Origin of the sequence: Vibrio sp. 1562 (assembly GCF_033340155.1) — a bacterium.
In the GTDB taxonomy this organism is placed as follows: domain Bacteria; phylum Pseudomonadota; class Gammaproteobacteria; order Enterobacterales; family Vibrionaceae; genus Vibrio; species Vibrio alginolyticus.
The window spans coordinates 317,029-336,101 of sequence record NZ_JAWOVY010000003.1 but is presented as its reverse complement, the minus strand read 5'-3'; the positions used below and the strand labels follow the sequence as shown (position 1 = coordinate 336,101).

The 19,073-nt window shown below is 43.3% G+C and carries 17 protein-coding genes and 1 pseudogene; 14 read left to right on the top strand and 4 right to left on the bottom strand.

Going from position 1 to position 19,073, the window contains the following annotated elements; translation table 11 throughout:
* Positions 1 to 206: 206 nt before the first annotated feature.
* Positions 207 to 1,415, top strand: a complete 1,209-nt coding sequence (locus tag R7Z49_RS05010) for a hypothetical protein (protein WP_318111409.1) — start codon at positions 207 to 209, stop codon at positions 1,413 to 1,415.
* Between the two features lie 119 nt (positions 1,416 to 1,534).
* On the opposite strand, the gene R7Z49_RS05005 is transcribed toward R7Z49_RS05010, so the two are convergent.
* A complete protein-coding gene (locus R7Z49_RS05005) occupies positions 1,535 to 2,341 on the bottom strand; it encodes a sulfite exporter TauE/SafE family protein (RefSeq protein ID WP_258490088.1) in 807 nt (268 codons plus the stop codon).
* 122 nt (positions 2,342 to 2,463) lie between these two features.
* Here R7Z49_RS05005 and R7Z49_RS05000 point away from each other — a divergent pair, with 122 nt between their 5' ends.
* From R7Z49_RS05000 to R7Z49_RS04975, 6 genes are all read left to right on the top strand, one after another.
* Positions 2,464 to 3,258, top strand: coding sequence for an AraC family transcriptional regulator (locus tag R7Z49_RS05000; protein ID WP_258490089.1), 795 nt, complete (start codon positions 2,464 to 2,466; stop codon positions 3,256 to 3,258).
* Positions 3,259 to 3,596: 338 nt separating this feature from the next.
* Positions 3,597 to 4,265, top strand: coding sequence for a DUF1826 domain-containing protein (locus R7Z49_RS04995; RefSeq protein ID WP_017635741.1), 669 nt, complete (start codon positions 3,597 to 3,599; stop codon positions 4,263 to 4,265).
* A gap of 4 nt (positions 4,266 to 4,269) precedes the next feature.
* Entirely contained in the window at positions 4,270 to 4,740 is a 471-nt protein-coding gene (locus R7Z49_RS04990) for a Fur family transcriptional regulator (RefSeq protein ID WP_258490091.1), read from the top strand.
* A gap of 82 nt (positions 4,741 to 4,822) precedes the next feature.
* Positions 4,823 to 6,157, top strand: coding sequence for a dihydroorotase (locus R7Z49_RS04985; protein WP_047104476.1), 1,335 nt, complete (start codon positions 4,823 to 4,825; stop codon positions 6,155 to 6,157).
* A gap of 44 nt (positions 6,158 to 6,201) precedes the next feature.
* On the top strand, positions 6,202 to 6,762 hold the full coding sequence (locus R7Z49_RS04980; protein ID WP_017635738.1) for a carbonate dehydratase: 561 nt from the start codon (positions 6,202 to 6,204) through the stop codon (positions 6,760 to 6,762).
* Positions 6,752 to 7,765: a CobW family GTP-binding protein gene (locus R7Z49_RS04975; protein WP_005375717.1), complete on the top strand. Its 1,014-nt coding sequence runs from the start codon at positions 6,752 to 6,754 to the stop codon at positions 7,763 to 7,765. The genes R7Z49_RS04980 and R7Z49_RS04975 overlap by 11 nt, the downstream gene beginning before the upstream one ends.
* 207 nt (positions 7,766 to 7,972) lie before the next feature.
* Here the strand turns inward: R7Z49_RS04975 and R7Z49_RS04970 are convergent, their stop codons facing one another.
* Positions 7,973 to 8,845: an aspartoacylase gene (locus tag R7Z49_RS04970; protein ID WP_064354625.1), complete on the bottom strand. Its 873-nt coding sequence runs from the start codon at positions 8,843 to 8,845 to the stop codon at positions 7,973 to 7,975.
* A 147-nt stretch (positions 8,846 to 8,992) separates the two neighbouring features.
* On the opposite strand from R7Z49_RS04970, the gene R7Z49_RS04965 reads away from it, so the two are divergent.
* Positions 8,993 to 10,252, top strand: coding sequence for a peptidoglycan DD-metalloendopeptidase family protein (locus R7Z49_RS04965; protein WP_054579012.1), 1,260 nt, complete (start codon positions 8,993 to 8,995; stop codon positions 10,250 to 10,252).
* Positions 10,253 to 10,775: 523 nt separating this feature from the next.
* Positions 10,776 to 11,990, top strand: coding sequence for a CobW family GTP-binding protein (locus R7Z49_RS04955; protein ID WP_053303729.1), 1,215 nt, complete (start codon positions 10,776 to 10,778; stop codon positions 11,988 to 11,990).
* A 147-nt stretch (positions 11,991 to 12,137) separates the two neighbouring features.
* Here the strand turns inward: R7Z49_RS04955 and zigA are convergent, their stop codons facing one another.
* Positions 12,138 to 13,337: a zinc metallochaperone GTPase ZigA gene (gene zigA, locus R7Z49_RS04950; protein ID WP_005375723.1), complete on the bottom strand. Its 1,200-nt coding sequence runs from the start codon at positions 13,335 to 13,337 to the stop codon at positions 12,138 to 12,140.
* 190 nt (positions 13,338 to 13,527) lie between these two features.
* On the opposite strand from zigA, the gene R7Z49_RS04945 reads away from it, so the two are divergent.
* Together R7Z49_RS04945 and R7Z49_RS04940 are read left to right on the top strand one after the other, a co-directional pair.
* Positions 13,528 to 13,953 (top strand): TraR/DksA C4-type zinc finger protein, encoded by a 426-nt coding sequence (locus R7Z49_RS04945; RefSeq protein ID WP_064354628.1) that lies wholly within the window; start codon positions 13,528 to 13,530, stop codon positions 13,951 to 13,953.
* 279 nt (positions 13,954 to 14,232) lie between these two features.
* On the top strand, positions 14,233 to 14,841 hold the full coding sequence (locus R7Z49_RS04940; RefSeq protein ID WP_017635732.1) for a MarC family protein: 609 nt from the start codon (positions 14,233 to 14,235) through the stop codon (positions 14,839 to 14,841).
* Between the two features lie 419 nt (positions 14,842 to 15,260).
* Here R7Z49_RS04940 and R7Z49_RS04935 read toward each other — a convergent pair whose 3' ends face one another.
* Positions 15,261 to 15,701, bottom strand: a complete 441-nt coding sequence (locus tag R7Z49_RS04935; RefSeq protein ID WP_005375731.1) for a phosphate-starvation-inducible PsiE family protein — start codon at positions 15,699 to 15,701, stop codon at positions 15,261 to 15,263.
* Positions 15,702 to 16,476: 775 nt separating this feature from the next.
* On the opposite strand from R7Z49_RS04935, the pseudogene R7Z49_RS28105 reads away from it, so the two are divergent.
* From R7Z49_RS28105 to R7Z49_RS04920, 3 genes and pseudogenes are all read left to right on the top strand, one after another.
* Positions 16,477 to 17,256: pseudogene (locus R7Z49_RS28105) on the top strand (PAS domain-containing protein); the annotation flags it as partial.
* Positions 17,254 to 17,790: a methyl-accepting chemotaxis protein gene (locus tag R7Z49_RS28100; RefSeq protein ID WP_372036153.1), complete on the top strand. Its 537-nt coding sequence runs from the start codon at positions 17,254 to 17,256 to the stop codon at positions 17,788 to 17,790. The pseudogene R7Z49_RS28105 and the gene R7Z49_RS28100, both read left to right, overlap by 3 nt.
* A 391-nt stretch (positions 17,791 to 18,181) precedes the next feature.
* Positions 18,182 to 19,060 (top strand): DMT family transporter, encoded by an 879-nt coding sequence (locus tag R7Z49_RS04920; RefSeq protein ID WP_005375761.1) that lies wholly within the window; start codon positions 18,182 to 18,184, stop codon positions 19,058 to 19,060.
* Positions 19,061 to 19,073: the final 13 nt, after the last annotated feature.

Here is a 19,073-nt window from a genome sequence, read left to right as displayed (position 1 = left end):
GTAATAAAATGGTGCTTGGCTACCTTGCTATAAAAATGCAAAGGGCACTGGATGGGCAATGAAGCTTCAGCTCACTTAGATATACATCGGTGTAACTATGAGTTATGGAGTTATGGAGTTATGGATTGTGAATACGGTTGGTTTTCTAATGTTGCCTTAAGAGGCCATGATTAGTCGTTTACAATGAGTAAAGTACAAACTTCTGCATGGTGGATATCCGCAGAAAATTATTGAAAAGAAAGGCTCTAGCTGGAGCGGTCTATCATTTTCTTTGGGTTACCTCGACTATGAATAGCTTAATTGCTATGTTTCGCAAAATATATGGATATTCTTCTGCTCGTTATCTTCAGATGCCGTGCAGAAGAATGTGTTTGCCGGCTGAGGGAAAAATGAAAACCAAAATAATAATGTCTTTTCTACTCGCTACATTATGTGTCAGTGTCAGCGCCAGTACGAATGAGCCGAAATACCATTCTGCGCTAACAGTCAAAACGGGATTCAGTGAAGACAGAGACAAGCCTGTGGAAGTCTATTATTGGTATCCCACAACGAACGAAAAAAACAACTTCTCGTTTGGTAGGGGGAACATTTTTAAATCAGTCGAAACGCAGTTAGATGCCCCTTTAGCAAGTGGAAAATTTCCCGTTGTGCTTTTGTCGCAGGGCGGAACACGGTCAGCGTTTTCCCACAGTGGTTGGATAGCCTCGAGCCTGGCGCAACAAGGTTATGTCGTTGTGGTACCAAAGCCTCCTGCACCGAACGAAATCAATGCAGAAATGGCTGTTGATGAAATCACATTCAGAACCAGTGATTTGGTGCTTGGGCTGAACGAATTAAGTTCGGTCGGGGTACTGTCCGGAGGCGTAGATACTGATGCAGTGCAGGGGGTCGGCTTTTTTCTGGGCGGCACATCTATGCTGATGCTCTCCGGAGCGCAAATAAGCCCGGAGAAATATCGAACATCGTGTCACAACGCCACCAATGTAGACTGTCATTGGTTACGTGAAAATAACGTTGATATTACCAGCATCCCGGATCAAAAATTCCCCCGATTTCAGTCTGAAAACAAACTGAAATCGGTCGTCGTTATCAACCCTGAGCTAACGAAAACTTTTGTCCCTGAAACTCTGGCCTTGATGAACAATGCTATCACCGTGGTGGCGCTCTCTGATCGGCTACATCCCGCACTGACACCAGCCGAATCACTTGTTGCTCTTCCCAATGTGACGTTTCAAGAGATCCCCAGTGCGAGTCAGTTTAGTGCGTTCGCAGAATGTACTGAGCGTGGCATTAAAATTCTCGCATCAGAAGGGGAGGAAGCACTTTGCCAGGAGCGTGACGAGGTTTCCAGAAAGGACAATCACCAGAAAATTTTGGATGTAATTCTGACTAGCCTAACAAAGCCACAAGAATAGCAACAATGTGACACTTTCTTACACATTGTCTGTTCGAGTAAGCAAAGCGAGGAGTAAGTTTTGTGCAGGCTTATCCCTCCACCATACTGCAAGACATACTAGTGACCGTATTATTTGCCTTAATTAAGTACTTGTCCCAGCATTTTAAAGCTTAGAAGAACACACAAAATACCAACGATTTTCTTAAGAACTTTATTTGGGAAATACGCTGCACAACGCACGCCGAGGCTAGTAGTTAAGTAGCTACTAATGGAGAAGCTGAGCATTGCAGGAAGGTATATGTATCCTAATACTAAGTTGTTCCAATCTGTGTTTCCCCATCCGTTTAACATGTAACCGAGGCTTCCTGACAGCGCGATAGGGAAACCTATCGCAGCAGAGGTACCAATAGCACGTTTTACCTCAAAATTTTGCTGGACAAGATAGGGGATGATCAACCCCGCACCGCTTATAGAGACAAGTGCTGATACAGAGCCAATCACCGAGCTTACAGTGATATTACCGATAGCCCCATGTGGGTTAGGGTTGTACTCATTTTCAGTGTTGAGAAACATCTTATAAGCAACATACAACATGAATACGCTGAAAAAGCCTGCCAGATAAACTCCTTGTAGATACGATGCTACGAATGTGGCGCAAAATGTTCCGACTAGAACTCCGCTCAACATTTTTCCTACCATTGTCGAGTCTACATTCTCTTTTTTGTAGTGAGCGCGCATGCTGCCCAATGTTGTAATAATCATCGAAGCCATTGATGTCCCTAACGCAAGATGCACTACTTCCGTATCAGCTATTCCCTGTAGTGAAAATAGAAACGCAAAAATAGGGACGGCCATTCCACCACCACCCACACCAACGAGTCCAGCGAGAAAGCCAATGCCCAAGCCTGCTGTAATGTAATAGATAATAAAGATAGGTTCGTTCATGATGGTTCTGCCTTCGATAAAATGATCGTTGCTAAAATGTTACTCGAACGCTAACTTGCTATGGTAACGTTAAGAGGACAGAAAATAATGAATAATGGCCAAAATGGAATTGAGTAAATAAAGTGACAAACTCTGATTACAGCGAATGGAAAAATGGCGCCGCACTGATCGCTAAGGAGTGGCAGCATGAAAGGAGCGACTTCAACCATTTGGATCAACGGCCACATAATTGGCACAGTCATCATCGAGGCCAGTTACTGTGTATAGATGAAGGGCTAATACAGGTAAAAACCGATGAAGGAACGTGGATACTACCACCTCACCGAGCTGGTTGGATCCCCCCGGGTGCGATGCACAGTGTTTATTTTTGTGGTTCTCTGAAAGGTAGTTCATTACTGTTTACTCCAGAGAGTTGTGAGCGGTTTCCAATGAGACCTTGTGTTATCCAAATGAGCGATGTGTTGAAAGCCCTATTGGTTAGGGCATCGATATGGAGCAAAACAGACGATCTATCCATACAGTCTTTACGTATTCTCGCCGTAATATCCGATGAAATCGTCAATAGCCCTCATGAGTCACTCCACATCCCACTGCCCAGAGATCCGAGACTGCAAAAAGTTACTCAAGCAATTTTAATAGACCCAAACAGCAAGCATTCTGTAGAGCATTGGGCCAATATTGGGGCAGTCTCATCTCGGACGTTAAGACGATTGATTCGAAGTGAGTTAAACATGAGTTTTAGTGAATGGCGGCAACAAGTACTGCTAATACATTCATTAGAAATGATAGCTCGAGGGGAATCGGTGGGAGATATTGCACATGCTTTAGGTTATTCGACGCCCAGTAACTTTATTGCGATGTTTCGTCGGGTCTATGGCGATTCACCCACGCGTTACTTTTCTAATCGCGGAATATAATTTCCGTGCTCGCATGCTCATGATGTTCCCCTAATTATCTTTAATCAAAAAAGGTAAATATTGAAAAGATTAATTGTTATGTTATAACATTGCCTTGTTTGGGGCTCTACAATTTGTTGTTTAAAGAATTGATCTCACAACCAGTAGTCTCCTATTGAGGAGAGTAAACGTTGATTTCTTCACAAGCGCTGTCTGACTTGACTCTACATGGGGTGGGACTGTGTCAATATGTCCGTGAACTAGAGCGAAATCGTAACGATTACTAGGTCTCATAGCCCTAGAAAATCAACGTTATTAAAACCTTTACCTGACCTTTTTAACGCTTGGGAGGAAGATATATGAGCATTGATGTAGTTGAGAACCCGCTTCGTGTCCAAAAAACATCATCGTTGGCGATATCGACATCAGCGAACATACTTAGCGACATCTACAAACCAGAGCACAATATTGCCATATGGCAGCGAACGCTCTCGAAAGAGTTGACGAAGGACATTAATCTGATGCTGGCTCAGGAGCCTAGATTGGCACTGGTACAAAGTGTCACGCCAGATGATGCTGCACAATGGGTACGAAGCAAGTTAGAGGGCTATGCGTGTGCTGATGCGCTGAGTGAAGATGTTGCTTTAATCGTCGATATGTTCTGCTGTTTGTTTGAGGTTAAAGAAGCAGGTTTGAGACTAACTCGCCTAGACAGCCCGATGTGCCCGAAATTTCACTTTGATCGTGTGCCTTGCAGACTTGTCATAACTTATACCGGCCGAGCGACCGAATGGTTAACCAACGATACCATTGATCGCACTAAACTCGGTGCCGGTAGTCTCGGTCAACCTGATCACCTATCGGGCTTATACGACTCTGAAAGTGCAATACGACGAATGCAGCCTGGCGATGTTGCCCTGCTCAAAGGAAGTGGTTGGGAAGGCAATGAAGCCACTGGACTTATACATCGCTCTCCACATGTTGCAGACAATGAACGTCGCTTACTACTCACATTGGATTTCATCTAGAGATATGAGAAAGCTCAAAACGGTAGATGACGTCATGAAGCAGGTAGAGAAAATCTGCCTGCTGCGAGGTAAACAACTCACTACTAAACGGAAATTGATACTGACTTCACTGCTATATGCGGAGAAGCCGCTTTCTGCCTACGAACTAGTTGACTACTGCAATCACAACTTTTCTCAAAACATTCAAGCGATGTCGGTTTATCGAATACTCGATTTCCTTGAAGCAGAGCACTTTGTCCATAAGCTCAATACATCTAGTAAATACGTCGTTTGTTCTCAAATCGCGTGCGATCAGAAGCATGGCGTTCCACAGTTTGTGATTTGCTCTCAGTGTGGAAAGGTTAGTGAAATAGCGGTTGAAGCCAATGTTATTTCTAGCGTATGTGCGAAAGCCATACAAGAAGGCTTCACCGTTCTTAGCCCACAATTTGAGATTTCCTGTGTTTGCGATGAATGCGCAAACCGCCCCCTATGAGGCAGACACACGATCTCCCCTTATAGCTTCACAAGGTGACCGAGTATTGGCCACCTTTTCAAATTATCTAAAAGAATGAATTATGTCAGCAACATTGATTAAAAACGCTCGGGTGGTTAACGAAGGAGCCATTACCGAAACAGATTTACGTATTGTTGATCAACGAATTGACAAGATTGCTACTAATATATCCGTACAACACGGAGATATTGTAATTGATGCTAAAGGGGCTTATTTACTGCCAGGCATGATTGACGATCAAGTGCATTTCCGAGAACCTGGGTTGACACATAAAGGCACAATTGCAAGCGAGTCGCGGGCAGCGGTAGCCGGCGGTATTACAAGCTACATGGAAATGCCCAATGTTAGTCCGGCTACAACGACTATTGACTCGTTAGAGCGCAAGTTCGCTCTCGCTAAAGAAAGCTCGTTTGCGAATTATTCTTTCTACCTCGGTGCAACCGAAGACAATCTTGAACAGATTAAACAACTTAACCCCAAACAACATTGTGGTGTGAAAGTATTTATGGGGGCATCAACAGGAAATTTGTTAGTCGAAGATCCGCAAGCGTTAGAGTCAATTTTTCGTGACTCTCCAGTACTCATTGTTACTCATTGTGAAAGTGGGACTGTTATTAAACAAAACCAGCAAAAGCAAAGGCTTAAGAAGCCAGGTTTCACTATCGAAGACCATCCCATTTTGCGTGACGAAGAGGCCTGTTACGCTTCATCTTCTTATGCGGTAGAACTTGCCAAAAAGTATCACAGCCAACTGCATGTGCTGCACATCACAACGGCGAAGGAGCTAGCACTTTTTGACGAGGGAGACATTCGAGATAAATCAATCACCGCGGAGGCTTGTGTTCACCATCTTTGGTTCAGCAACAAAGATTATGGCGCTCTTGGTAATTTGATCAAATGTAATCCTTCAATCAAGTTTCCTAGTGACCGCGATGCGTTGTTAAAAGCGTTAAATACGGGGCAAATAGATATCATTGCAACAGATCACGCTCCTCACACTTGGCAAGAAAAACAAGTGCCTTACGAGCAGGCTCCAGCCGGACTGCCGTTAGTTCAGCATGCGTTACTTACTCTCTTCGAGCATGTCCGTTTAGGTCATATGAGTTTGACTCAAGTAGTCGAAAAAACTGCGCACAACCCGGCCATTCGCTATGGCATTCAAGGCCGAGGTTTTATTCGTGAAGGTTACTACGCCGATTTGGTGTTGGTTGATGCTCATACCCCAACACGAGTTAGCAACGAAAACAGTTTATATCACTGTGGTTGGTCGCCTTTTGCTGGACATGAATTTTCAGCTCAAATTCAAAAGACTTGGGTCAATGGCGCGCTAGTTTATGCCAATAACAAAGTCATCGATAAACCAGCTGGAGCGATGCGTTTATCCTTCAATCGTTAAGTCGCTGACCGTTAAAAAAGAGCCATAAACAAACTGGAAGCATTATGTTAAGAAGAAACCCAACGGGCCATATGCCACAGGTGTCCTCAACAGCCTTTATCGATCCAACCGCTATTATCTGTGGCAAAGTCATTATTGAGGATAACGTTTTTATTGGACCCTATGCTGTTATTCGAGCTGACGAAGTTAATAACCATGGAGACATGGAAGCTATCGTCATCAAACGTGACACCAATATCCAAGATGGTGTCGTAATTCACTCTAAGGCAGGGGCTGCGGTGACCATTGGTGAGCGCTCATCCATTGCTCATCGTTCGATTATTCATGGTCTTTGCCAGGTTTGTGATGATGTTTTCATTGGCTTCAACTCCGTCGTGTTCAATAGCGTCATCGGTGAGAGGTGTGTTATTCGTCATAACTGTGTCGTCGATGGCCTCGATTTACCCGCTTATTTCCATGTACCACCGATGACCAATATTGGTGTCGGTTTTGATTTAGAGAGTATCTCTAAAGTGCCGCCAGAATATTCAGCTTTTTCCGAATCCGTCGTTTCTGCCAACCATGAACTAGTCCAAGGCTACCGGAGAATTGCCAATGAACTTTAATAAGCCACTGATTTCGCGAGTGCCGACTAACATCATCACTGGCTTTCTCGGGGTGGGGAAAACATCGGCAATAATGCACTTATTGACCCATAAACCTAGCCATGAACGTTGGGCTGTATTGGTCAATGAATTTGGCGAAGTTGGTATTGATGGCAGCTTGTTACAAGGCCAAAAAAAACAACAAGACCAAGTGTTTATTCGAGAGGTCCCCGGGGGATGTATGTGCTGTGCAGCAGGTCTTCCGATGCAAATCGCTTTAAATCAATTATTGTCTGAAGCAAGGCCAGATCGATTGTTGATTGAGCCTACAGGTCTTGGTCATCCTAAAGAAGTACTGCAAGTGCTATCGACCGAGTATTATCGTCAAATTCTCGCTTTGCAAAAAAACATTACTTTAGTCGATGCACGTAAACTATCGGATCCTAAGTACACTGAGCATGAAACGTTTAACCAGCAAATCACTATCGCAGATACAGTGGTAGGTAATAAGCGCGATCTCTATCAAGATGAAGATGAGCAAAAGCTGACGGCTTATATAGCAAAGCTCGGTCTGCGGGAAACAAAAGTGATTTTCGCTGAACATGGCGCTATCCCTTTTCATGAATGTGGGGGAGCGACTCGTATTGACGTGCAAAAAACGCCCTCTGTTCTTTATCGTGAAAGAGAGAAAAAGTCACTTGTTCCTGAGTTGCCTATGCCTGAGAGCGGCATTCTAAAAGCAACCAATCAGGGGGAAGGTTTCTACAGTATCGGTTGGCGTATATCCGCTGAAAACGTGTTCGATCATCAAAAGCTGAGATTATTGCTGCTCGACCTCAAGGTCGAACGAATGAAAGCGGTTTTTATCACGGGAAGCGGTATTTTTGGTTACAATCTAACATCAGATGGACTCACAGAGTTTGAACTAGACGAGTGTTCAGAAAGCCGCCTAGAACTGATCTCTTCCGGTCTAGATGACCAATTTGAAGATAGATTATTTCGATGTTTGGAGAAGGCATCATGATAGAAAAGAGAAAACTCTCCTTTTAACCATAATGTCTTACCTCCTTAAAATTCTAGTGGGGTTTCTTTTAAAGCTGCGCTTAGGGCACTTATGCTGCCGTATTAGGGTGGGGTTAGTACCCGTATTTTCTGCCTATGCGGTTCAGGCACAGTTTTATTCATGGTGTGAGGTATCCACGTTACACGTGGCCTAATTACTTGCTTTAAGTTACCCGGAAGAAACACGTCTTTTTTTAGCGAGGGCCATTGCTATATTTGCGGTACTGTAGGCGCTCTCATTGATAAAGTGCGGGTAAATTTCCCCTTTGCCATTCCAATGGATATCATAACCAGCGAAAGTCGCTAATAAAGGTGCTCCTGGTTTGACCGCCTCAAAATCTCTGCCACAAATAGTAGGGTGTACTAGTGCTTGCCGCATACCCTCTTGATCAAGTGGAATCCTGATTTCTTCGGTGTAAAAAAATGCCTCATAATCGCTCAGTAAGCCTATTTGGTTGAGGTTGTGCTTTTCAACATAGTCCAATACTGCGGTAAGCATCTGTTTCATCAACTCCAACGTACTGTACTCTAGCGCACCATGTGCTTGCGCCCCGACCTCAATCATTATTCCATATTGCCCAGCAGTACAAAGGTAAGGTTGCTCTTGCCATTCTTTTCGCTCTTCGAAAAGGACATGTGCTGATGGCATTCGTTGTTTGACGTACGCGCCCAGTTTCCGATAAAACACATCGTTAGAAAGCAAAATCAACGTCGCTCCCATATTGCTTGTTGTATTGTGCAGGTCAACAATCAACAGTTTTTCTTGGTTTGCATATTTCTCGATAAATTGATGTGCAATCTTGCTTTCATGCAAATCAGGACAATGATTGCTATTCATTGCTGAGAACTCGCGATTTAAGTCTGTATCGATGTATCGGACGTTGTGTTTTACTGCTTCGGAGTTTGCGATGATCGAGCAGGCTGAAAAGGTTGATCTATTGACAGAGTAACGTTTTTCTTTGATTAGTTTATGTAAATAAATACCAGAAAGTTCGTTTCCGTGTGTTCCTGCAACGATAAGTGCTGAATTGAATGTGTTCATTATTGAGCCTTCTCAAAGAGAATGGGGTGAATGACTGGTCTTCTCTTAGCCAATCCAGTGAACTGAATAAACGTTTACTAAACTGAGTAAAAATAATCCTAGATATGTTATAACATAACAATCATTGTTATTGATACTTAGTTTCTCATGAGTCAGTTTAAATTTATTGCTTTAATCGTTGCTGTGTTTTGTTTTTCGGTCGCTTTGCTTCTACCTACAGAGGATGAGCCAAATCAAGATAGTCACAGCGTTCAACTGAATCAAAGCAGTGATTCGTCACCACCTCCATCATCAAAGATAGTGGTTCCCTCAGATGTCAGTTTGACTCCGTTGCCTAAACCTAAACAAATACACTATATAGTTAAAGTGGGAGATACGCTCAGTGGTATCTTCGCTCAATTGGGTCTCCCTTACGGTATTTTGCAGCAAATTCTCTCAGTTGATCTTGATCACCTCCAGCTAGATATGATTCAGCCCGGAGAAGAGCTTGAATTAGTGATGGATGACATGGGGCAATTGAGTCGACTAATTTATCATATGAGCCTTGTAGAGAAGGCTATCTACACTAGAGAAAACGATGGCTCCTTCTCTTACGAATTTCAGGAAATTTCAGGGGAATGGCGTGAAACCTTATTTTCGGGAGAAATCAAAGGGAGTTTTTCAGTCTCGGCACATCGAGTAGGATTGGCATCAGGCCACGTCGCAAATATTACGCAGGTGATGAAAGATAAGATTGATTTTGCGCGATCTCTTAGAGCCGGTGACCGTTTCGATATATTAGTGAAACAGCAATATTTAGGTGAACACAAAACTGGCAATAGTGAGATTAAGGCTATTTCTTTTAACTTAGCGAGGGGCGAAGTCGCTGCATTTCTAGCCGAGGATGGACGGTTCTATGATAGAGCTGGTAACAGTTTGGAGCGAGCGTTTAACCGTTATCCTGTCGATAGGGCATACCGCCGAATCACCTCTGGGTTTAACCCTAAGCGTAAACACCCAGTGACGGGAAGAGTCACCCCGCATAACGGAACGGATTTCGCGACACCAATCGGTGCGCCAGTTTATTCTACTGGGGATGGAAAAGTAATTGCGGTCCGCAAGCACCCTTATGCCGGTAATTATTTAGTGATTGAACATAACAGTGTGTACAAAACTCGTTACCTACACTTGAATAAAATCTTGGTTAAAAAAGGTCAAGTTATAAAGCGTGGGCAAAAAATAGCCCTCTCTGGGAATACTGGTCGTTCAACCGGACCACATTTACATTTTGAAGTTTTAGTTCGTAATCGTCCGGTTGATGCAATGAAAGCCGACTTACCTATCGCGAAGTCGCTTCCTAACATCCAGAAACCTTCGTTTTTGGCGCGAGTATCAGAGTTTGATTATCTAGTAGAAACGAAAAACTGACTCCCGACAATTTGTTAGGGCTCAGTTATGCTATTTTGTGTTGTGAGGTTGGAGCAATAGGTGAGTGTCAATATGTGTTCCTAGAAGAATAATGACTGCGATTTTTTCTTTTACGTGCGCCCACATCCGCAACATCGGACACTTTGCAACAACCTCCGCCTTTGATCGGCCTACGTGAAAACATCACACCAATCGCGAGCATCGCAATACAACTTAGGAAAATAAGAACGGTAAGAACTAAAGTCATAACACCACCTCCTATAAATCGCTGTATTGTCATCTTTCTCCAATTTTATAAACAAAGCAATGGTCGTTTTGTAACCACTTATTATTTTTATCAATAGTCAGACCTTTGCTGGTGATGAAACGTGATGAGAAACGAAGGAGAGTTCTGAGAAATCAGCCCCTGTGATCTTTACCGATTCTTAAGTTTTGCGTCTAAGACAGCAATTGGATTCCTTCTATAACTCACTAAGACGTTATGTTATAACATGCGTTCATCCAGAGTTTGTAGGTCAAAAGTATGCCATCAATTCCAGTCACCATTTTGCATGGGTTTCTCGGGTCCGGGAAAACCACGTTTTTACGCAACATTCTTCAACAAGCCGATTCTTCTGGTATTGATCTGTCCGTTATTGTTAATGACATGAGTGAGTTAGACGTCGATGGCGTGCTTATCTTAAATACCGATGCGGTGAGTGAAGAGCAGGGCAACTTTGTTACGATCAGTGGAGACAGCATCAGCAGCCTGAGTGGTGTAAAGCAGCTCGATAAAGCCCTTAAAAAGCTCTGCGCAGAAAAATCGCCAGAATGGGTTGTGATTGAAACGTCGGGCAGTAGTCATCCTTTACCTTTGGTCGAGTACTTCAAAAGTAACGCACAATTCGCACTCAAAGACGTAATTACGTTGGTGGATGCGACTTGGTTGCGAGATGACTATCGACAAGGTTCTGCCTTAATCCCTAAGTGGCAGGAGAACGTGCAGCAGGGTGTTCGCGGCGTTGAAAACTTGTTGGTAGAGCAAATCATGTTCTCAAACCGTATCATGCTCACCAAGACGGACAAAGTGGACGACAATACCGTTCGCAACATCGCGCAGGCGATTCACCCGCTTAATGTTTACACCGAGATAATCAAAACGTCATGGGGAAACTTAGATATCCGCATGTTGAAAGGTGAGCAAGACTACAATTTCTTCCTCGTTGAGCAGTTAACCGCAGAACTTCGTGAGACGGCGAATGAGCCGTTGAATCTCTCTGATAAAGACGAACAAAGCCTTGTCGCCAAAGTGATCAAAGATGATCGACCTTTTCATCCTGCGCGTTTGTGGAATACCTGCCATCAGTATTTAACTAAAGGTGTGTTCCGCAGTAAGGGGTTCTTTTGGTTCCCAACTCGAGACGATGTTTCACTACTTTGGAGCCAAGCAAACGGCAATGTGGGGCTTGAAATTACAGGCTTTTGGCGCGCTTCGGTAATCAATGACGAATCGCAAAACTTCACAGAGGAACATCGTCAAATCCTACAAGATAAGATAGACAGCGTTGAAAGCCGCTTTGGTGATCGTCGTTGTCGCTTAACGGTGATTGGGCAAGAAAACGAAGTCGATGTGTTTATTGATGCGCTGGAAAACTGCTTTTTAACGGATGTGGAATTGGAGCAATGGCAACAAGGGGCAACATTTGAAGATCCTTGGCCAAAGAAAATAGCTAAGTTGAGCCAGAAGAAGACGGTTTGAATGCACTGGTGAGGATTCCCTCGCTACATGTTTGAATCTCGGGTTGTTTCGAGAACGGACTTACTGAATTGGCTCGGTATACCAAAATTGGCTCTGTGTAACGAAAAAGCCTCCCGAATGGTGGGAGGCTTTTTGTATCTCAGTCGTTTACTGTTCCCATTCAGGGAAAGGGTCTTCCAGAGATAACCAATAGTCGAGCCCTTGCTCCATCTCATCTTCTGTTAACAAGCATTCGTTAAGACGAGCAATCAATTTCTCTTGCTCTAATCCCTGACCAATAAACACCAATTCTTGTCGCATATCGCCGTATGGTTCTTGCCAAATGTCGTTTATAGCATCTAGGTAATCTTGATCCGTCGGCCATTCCTCCTTCGGAATCGCTTTCCAAAACATACCCGCAACACCATAACGTGCGATGCCTCCCGCTTGGCTCCATTGACCGACAAACTCTGGTCTGGTTGCTAGCCAAAAGTAACCCTTGGAACGAATCAGTTTGCCGTAATCTTTCGCATTGTGGAGGAAGTCGTAAAACTTCTCTGGATGGAAAGGGCGTCTCGCATGATAGGCAAAGCTGGAAATGCCGTATTCTTCGGTTTCCGGTATGTGCTCGCCTCGCATTTCCTTCAACCAACCTGGGGCTTGTTGTGCCTTTTCAAAACTGAAGCTTTGTGTGTCGAGTACCGCATCAAGTTCTACTTCACCATTCGAGATAGGAAGAATAGTGGCCGATGTATTAAGAGTTTTAAGAATCGCAAGAAGCCTTTCGATTTCTGATTTCTCAGCAAGGTCGGTTTTACTTATCAAGATAACGTCAGCGAACTCTACTTGATCAACGAGTAAGTCAGCAACGCTGCGTTCATCGTCTTCACCTAATGATTCGGCTGTCTCTGTTAAGAACTTAGCTTCATCGTAATCACGCAGAAAGTTAATCGCATCAACCACCGTAACCATGGTGTCTAAACGTGCAACGTCTGAAAGTGATAGCCCGTTTTCATCAGCAAACGTAAAAGTCTCTGCAACGGGAAGTGGCTCGGCGATGCCAGTGGACTCGATAACTAAGTAATCGAATCTGCCTTCTTGCGCGAGTTTAGTGACTTCTTCAAGCAGATCTTCACGCAGGGTACAACAGATGCAACCGTTACTCATTTCAACCAACTTTTCTTCACTGTGGTTGAGAGAAACTTCATTCTGAACGGTCGCTGCATCGATGTTGACTTCGCTCATGTCGTTGACGATGACCGCGACTTTTCTGCCTTGTCTATTGTTAAGAATATGACTTAAAACGGTTGTTTTTCCTGCGCCTAGAAAGCCGGACAAAACCGTAACAGGGAGTTTCTGGGTGTTCATGCTCATGCTCTTTATAGTGTAATGTTATAATATAACAATTAATATAGTCGGTGATCTTAACTCTGGCATCAAGCAGTTTGTGAGTGTGTCGAGCACTGCACCTTATTGGCGGCTTTATTTGTCGTTTAGTTGCACAGGTTCAGATGTCCGGAATTTAGAGATCGAACTCTTATCTCGGTGTGGAGGTTCTATGAACGAAGAGAAAAAGCATGTCATGACAGAAGAAGAAATTCTTGCAGCGCCCGAGGCGGATTATATGAATGAAGCTCAGCTCGCGTTTTTTGAAAACCGATTATTTGAGCTTTATGAATTGACGTTAGCGCATATTGAACGCGCGAAAGAAGAGATGATTGCGCCAATGGAATTCAGTGACGAAAGCGATAGGGCGTCCAGTGAGGAGCAATCTGCAATCGCATTAAGAATCATAGATAGAGAGCAAAAGCTGTTACCTAAGATTCAACGATCGTTGGCTCGCTTGCGCGCAGGGGAGTATGGCTATTGTTTAGAGTCCGGAGAACCTATCGGCATTCCAAGGTTATTGGCACGACCTACTGCTGAATATAGTGCAGAAGTAAAAGCTCAAATGGAGTCAAAAGAGCACTGGTATAAACACTAAAGCCTCACTATCTTATGACGTCGATATTCTTCTCGTTCACTTGTTTTTTTGATGTTCTCTGAGAAGTCTAAAGCGATGGCGACTACCGTTAGGTATGGTAGTCATTACCTTTGAGATATTAATAGTTATCGATAGGATAGAAGTAAGTTCTGTATTGTAAATAACGCACCATTTTTGTTTTTCTGAATGAGCTCTCGCTATGTTAGCGTCAAACATTTTCTCTGCTACTTCAAGCTGATCTTCTATCCTTAAAGCTAAATTGGTACTGGAGAAAGTAGCATGATTGACTTTGTGGCAACTTTTATCTTTTTCTTTGCTGTCATCGATCCCATAGGTACTGTGCCCGTTTTTATCGCAGCCACAAAAAGCTATGAAGAAGTGGCAAAGCGTAAGGTCGCTCTTTTTGCGACTCTATTCTCCGCTGCTATCCTACTGTTTTTTGTTGTTGCTGGTGAAATCATACTTACAGCAATGCGTATTCCCTTGTCTGCGTTTCAAATCTCGGGCGGTATCGTATTGTTCTTGTTTGCTTTGACTATGATATTTGGTGAGAGTAAACCAGCAGAAGAAATCAGAACGCTCAATAGTCATCATGATACAGCAGTTTTTCCTCTAGCCATTCCATCAATTGCTAGCCCTGGCGCAATATTAGCCGCCGTTTTACTCACAGAGAACGTGCGGTTTAATATTTGGGAGCAAGTCCAGACAGTGGCTATGATGCTGCTGGTACTATTGGTTGTTTATATCTTGCTATTAATGGCCAGCGGCATACACAGGATTATTGGGAATACAGGAGCTAGTGCTGTAAGTCGGATCATGGGGTTGATATTAGCCGCTGTGGCCACGACCAACACTCTGAATGGGATTGAAAGTTACTTTGACCTTTAAGGCTTTTTCGCAAACTGAGCTGAAGGTATGCGTTAAGAGCTAATTTTACGGCGAGATGACCGACCACCTGACAATCACTTTTCTGGCGGTTACTTTTAGCCGGATGTAATCCTTCAGGCTATTCGTGACGACCTTGTTTAAGAGGATCACGGAAAAGTTTAAATTAAAATACATAGATGTTGAGGGTATAAATCAGATGGGGAACTGGAGCAACACTTGCCCCATTGAGCTTTGCCAATACTCAAAGATTAGCTGCTAGAAAATAATATCGATAATTTCTCCGCCTAGGCACTACTCTATAATCTTGTAGTCTCGCAGTATATAGAGCCTAGCATGGTGGAATTTATTAGCTTCCAACGTGCCAAGACAAGACTTTTTCATGCCTTGAGAGTATCTGAAAATTCGGGAGGCTGAGAAGTTTATTCAGTATGGCTCTTATTGGGCAGTTTATGGATCAGCCAGTAACCAAGACTCATACTAAGAACTACAGCCGCAATTCCAATCAGGTACATTGGAGACAAGGTTTCAAAGTCTATAATAATGACCTTTCGGGAGATTGCCATCAGCGCGGTGGCCATGACGATTTTTACATGAATAACATTTTCTCTCAGGTAAATAGTTATATTGATGAAAATTTCAATAGCAATTAAAACGGCCATAAAAGCACCAAAAGTGGCTAGCATATCTGAAATCGTCAGAATGAGTTTAGGTGGCGTGATAAGTTTTTGATATATCGTCCATGCAACATCTATCACACCCATGACGATTACAAACAACATAACTATCGACAATACTCTTACAGACCAATGAATCACTATCTGTAATTTTTTTGTTAACTTATCATTTTTATCGACTTCCATGGCCCTGTTTCCTTCGCTTGTTTATGTTCACTTAACCTTCATATGTTGAAGCTAGACAATTGAATACATGTCGTTTAAAGCATAGTTGCTGTGGTGAGAGATAGAAGCGTCCGAGGGAAGGAAGTTATGAAACTTAGGAGTGGGCACAATGTTGGACACATAATGTAATCTCTGGTGTCATGCGTTATTACCTCATTACCTCATTACCTCATTACCTCATTGCCTCATTTCTGATCGTGACGAGTCGACTGGTGAGGTGGTGATTCATCACCTTCACGGCAAACTGAATGAGCGGATACCACAACGTATTGATACTGGGCAAATCGATGCGCTTGTTGCTGGTTCCTCCGTGCGTTGTTAATAGAAATACAAGCGAATAAGGAGTGGGTAATCGCTCAAAAGTCGGGTGGAAAAGCGGTAAAACGGCGAAAATTATTGGAACTAAGTCAAGGCCCTTTTTTTAAATGAAAAGGCTTATTGATCTGAACACACCACTTCTCCATATAAGTATATCCACAAATACAAACCTCAAATTGGCGATAAAGAGCTTTAATATTGATAAATATATAAACAACTTGGGTGCTGAAGAAATTTCAGTATACTGCGCTTAGGTTACACTGGAGAAAAAATCGCCGTATTCCCTGCGGGGTCCTTTGATAAGAAATAGAAATCGCGTTTGAATATGCAACCAAACGATTTTGCCGCTTGCAGTTTATTCGGTATACAAATAATAAACCTTTGACTAATCCGAAGGTCGGTCAAATGAGAGAAAGTCATGTTTTTTAATAAGTCGCTTCAACAAGAAAATCAACGATTAAAGCAGGAGTTGCAAATCCTGCAGCAAATCCAAACCAGTTTAGATGAAGAGATGATCCGCTTAACATTGGATAGTAAAGGCCTCATTACTTCTGCAAATACCAAACTACAGCAAGAACTTTTCTTACATGATGATGAGATCTTAAAGAAATCAATTACTGAATTGGTACCGTCAAATTCGCGCAATACAGACCACTTTCATCGAATGAAGAAAGCCGTCCAAGATAAAGTGTTCTGGAATGGGGCATTGCAAGTACAGAAAGGTAATGGTGAGGAAGCCTGGTTAAGAACGATTATCCAGCCTGTTTTAAATGAGCGCAGAGAAGTAGAAAGCTTTTTTGTTTTTGCTTCTGAACTTACGCGAACGATCAAATCATCCCGTGAGCAAGAGGACATGCTAAATGCATTAAGTCGTTCTATGGCGGTGATTGAGTTCACATTAGATGGCCATGTTTTAAAAGCCAACGATAATTTCCTAAACACAATGGGTTATACGCTTGATCAGATTCTAGGGAAGCATCATCGCATGTTTTGTGATCAGGAAGAGTCGAGCTCTCAAGCTTACCGTGAGTTTTGGCAACGTTTAGCAAAAGGGCAATTTTCATCAGAGCGATTCAAACGAGTTAACCGTTATGGTGAAGAGGTGTGGCTAGAGGCTTCATATAACCCTATCCATAACGACAGAGGAGAGCTCTACAAGGTCGTTAAGTTCGCGACAGATATTACCCAGCAGGTGATGCAGGAACAGAAAATGGCCCAGGCTGCGCAATTGGCGAACGAAATCTCCCAAGAAACTGGAACACAAACCCTGCAAGGGCAAGAGGTTATAGGCTCAACGTTAGAAAAGATGCAGATACTTTCCGAGCAAATGCAGCAAGCGAACACCGCGATTGACGAGCTTAAAGCGCACTCATCGCGTATTAGCGAGTTGGTAAATAGCATCAGTGGTATCGCTGACCAAACTAACTTATTGGCGTTAAATGCGGCGATAGAAGCGGCTCGTGCGGGTGAGCATGGTAGAGGTTTTGCCGTTGTTGCTGATGAAGTCAGACAGCTTGCTACAAGAACCAATGCAACCACCGATGAAATTGTCACAATGGTCAGTGAAAACCTACAGCGAACAGATAACGCAGTTAAGCTGATCGCTAAATGCCAAAAAGAAGCACTAGATACGCTAGAGCTCTCTGAAAAAGCAGGCAATGTGATGAATGAAATACAAGATGGCGCTAGCCGTGTTGTAGAGGCCGTGGAGCAATTTAACCGCTCGTTGTAGTTAATCAATAAGTTTTCATTGTAGGGGCGATGGGTAAAAAGCAATTCGCCTTATTCAACCTGTATTGAGGAGCGCTGAAGTCGCAATACTACTCCTGCCGCAGTCAAGTTAAGCGTTTTGAAGGGGAGGTAGTTCGACACCCGGTACAGGTTTTAGCCAGTTTGCTTGCTGTATAGAATGCTAAAGTAATTTAGTATGCGAAAAGGCTTGCCTTAAGACTTTGCCTGCATTTAATGTATCTAGCAGCAGAACTTCAATCTGCGTGACAACAATACAGGAGAGGATCGGGCTTTCACTTTTTCGCTCGACACAAACCCCTTTCAAATTTACACAATAGCGCAGTAAAACTCTCTTGCTGCGCTATTGTGTGTTCCATATTTTGTGAGTACTTATGTTTAACTCAGAACGCAAAGCGACGGTTATTCTGGTTGCGACGACGATGATCGCTGCACTTGGCTGGATATTCTCTAAGGAAACAATACAGGGTTTACCACCTTTTGGCTTTATTGGGGCGCGATTTACTATCGCTTCGCTCTGCTTACTGCCTCTATGTTACCGACCTTTGCTGAAAGCAAACTTAAAAGATGTGCTTTCTGCTGGTGGTGTCGGGCTCCTGTTAGGCAGTGCCGTTATGACATGGATTTACGCTATTTCTATCAGTGATACTCTTGGGGAAGGCGCATTTATCATGAGCCTTTCCATGCTGTTTGTGCCGATTGTTGCATGGGTTATGTTTCGTCAACGACCACAACGAATTTTCTGGCTTTCTTTGCCTATCGCTGTATTAGGTCTTGCTTGTCTTTCTTTAGTTGGTGGCTGGAAACAATCGGCCAGTCAATTGTGGTTTCTTGGTGCAGCACTGGTTTTGGCGCTTCATTTTAATGTGAACAGCAAATACTCTCAAAAACTACCTGTGCTGCTGCTTACTTGCGTGCAACTTTTTTCAGCAGGTTGCTTAGGTTTGTTGGTTTCATTTTTTATGGAATCTTTCCCGGCTGAGGTGGACTCCTCTATTTGGTGGTGGTTTGCGTTGAGTACCTTATTAGCGACGAGCTTGCGTTACGTAATGCAAACCATGGGGCAAAAATTTGTTCAGGCAGGTAACGCTGCTCTAATTATGATATTAGAACCAGTTTGGACGGTTATTCTGAGCGTGCTGTGGTATGGCGAAGTGCTAACGGCAAATAAACTAGTAGGTTGTGTGCTTATCTTATTTTCTCTAATTATTTATCGTACTGGCGGGCGGTTTCGCTTCCCTACTCGAAAGTAGAGCAAATTAACTT